This is a genomic window from Streptomyces sp. NPDC048590, from assembly GCF_043199535.1.
GTDB lineage: Bacteria > Actinomycetota > Actinomycetes > Streptomycetales > Streptomycetaceae > Streptomyces.
Genome location: NZ_JBICWC010000026.1, coordinates 1 through 1,797, shown reverse-complemented (window position 1 = coordinate 1,797; position 1,797 = coordinate 1). Strand labels below are relative to the sequence as shown.

The 1,797-nt window shown below is 69.1% G+C and carries 2 protein-coding genes; one reads left to right on the top strand and one right to left on the bottom strand.

Annotated features, from left to right (window positions below; genetic code table 11):
• Positions 1-31 precede the first annotated feature (31 nt).
• Positions 32-1,672, bottom strand: coding sequence for an IS1182 family transposase (locus ACGFNN_RS35080; RefSeq protein WP_393561969.1), 1,641 nt, complete (start codon positions 1,670-1,672; stop codon positions 32-34).
• On the opposite strand from ACGFNN_RS35080, the gene ACGFNN_RS35075 reads away from it, so the two are divergent.
• Positions 1,581-1,797, top strand: a 217-nt coding sequence (locus tag ACGFNN_RS35075; protein ID WP_393561970.1) for a hypothetical protein, incomplete at its 3' end; no start/stop codon positions are given. The genes ACGFNN_RS35080 and ACGFNN_RS35075 overlap by 92 nt on opposite strands.

Genomic DNA, 1,797 nt, shown 5'->3' with positions numbered 1-1,797 from the left:
ACGGATGCTGTTGGTTAATCCGGGGTCTTGATCAGTTCGCCCCGTCGAGCGTCAGCTCGGCGGGGCGAAGTGCTGTGAAGTGGCTGGTGCGGGTGCGGGCTCGTGGTGTGCCGGTGAGGTGGGCGTCGATGCGGGTGAGGTTGAGGGCGGCGCCAGTGAGTTGGTGCTGGAGGCTGGTCTTCGCCAGGCCCCGGTAGCGGGATCTGCGCAGGCCGCAGCGCCCGACGGCCTGGGAGATGGTGCCCTCGACGCCCGCTCGGATCTTGTATCGCTCTTTCCAGGCGTCGGTCTGCTGCTCGGCCCGGGCCGCTCGGACGATTTCGTGTTCCTCGCGGTCCTGGCGGAAGTTGAGCTCGCGACGCTGGGCCGTGGGTGAGGTGACGCAGTCGCGCAGGTGGGGGCAGGGGCGGCAGTCGGTGGGGCTGAAGCGGACCCGGACGACGGGCAGGCCCTGCTGGGAGTGGCCTTGGCGCCATTGCGTGGTGGTGGTCTTGTGAGGGCAGGTCACCTGCTTGCGGTCCCAGTCGATGGTGAAGGTGTCCTGTCCGAAGGGGCCGTCGGCCGAGGCGGCGGTGTTGGCAGCCATCGGCCCGTGCAGGGCGATGCCGTGTTCGTGGCGGGCGGTCACGACCTGGCCGGCGGTGGGATATCCGGCATCGACCCAGTGCTCGCCGGGCAGACAGTCCCGCTCGGCCAGCCCGTCATGGATCTCGGGGACGGTCACGCTGTCGTGGACGGTGGCGACGGTGGTGGCCACGTTCGTGATCAGGTTCGGGGCGTCCGGTTCGCAGGTCTCGGTCAGGTGGACCTTGTATCCGTCCCACATCGTGTCGCGTTTGACGCTGCCGCGGGTCTCGACGTCATATGGGGTGACCAGGCGCAACGCGCCCGGCGGGCGGTCTTTTGGGTCCCTGCGCCTCACCTCGCCTTCCACCAGGTGGAAGTGCTGGACCCACATCCGCCGCAAGGTCTCCACCTCCGCCAGCACATTGAGACCGGCCGGCGCGTCCGCGGCGAAGACCGCCTCCAGCAGGCGCATCCCGTCACGGCCGATCCGCACTCCCACCTCATCGCGTTTCGTGCGGGCCTTGGGGAACCGGGAGTCCTCGGCGCGGGTGGCGTAGTGACGAAACCAGTCCGGCTCCGCGATCTCCGACAGCCAGTCCGGGGTGGCCTGGGCCAGCGCGTTGAGCGCCGAGCGCAGCGTCTCGGCCACCATCTCCAGCCAGGACAGCTCCCGCGCCGCGGACAGCACATGCGTGGCATCGGTGCGGGCCCGGCCTGCCGTCTTCAGCAGTCCCTCGGCCTGGGCAGCGGCCAGGATCCCGTCCAGCACCCGCCGTCCTGCGTCGGCTTCGACCAGCCGGTCCCTGAACTCCGACAGCACCGAGAAGTCGAACCCCGGATCACCAAGATCCAAGGCGAGCGCGTACTTGAAGTCGATCCTCGCCCGCACGGCCTCCGCGGCCTGCCGGTCGGTAAGCCCCTCCACGAACTGCAACACCAGCACCAGCGCAAGGCGCCCCGGTGACCAGGCGGGCTTGCCCCGCACCGGGAAAAGATCCGCGAACTCCTCATCCGTGAACAACGGCCCCAGCGCGTCCCTCAGCCGAATCGCCAGACTCCCCTTCGGAAACGCGGCCCGCGCCACCCGCACCGTCTCCACCGGGATCTCCCCAGACTCCTTCGGCTGCAACGACACCCGCACCACCCCAAACGACGACGTCGGCCTTCAAGACCACAACCAGGTCTCGAAGGCCGACGTCACGCGAGGCCCCGAAAAAACCAACAGCATCC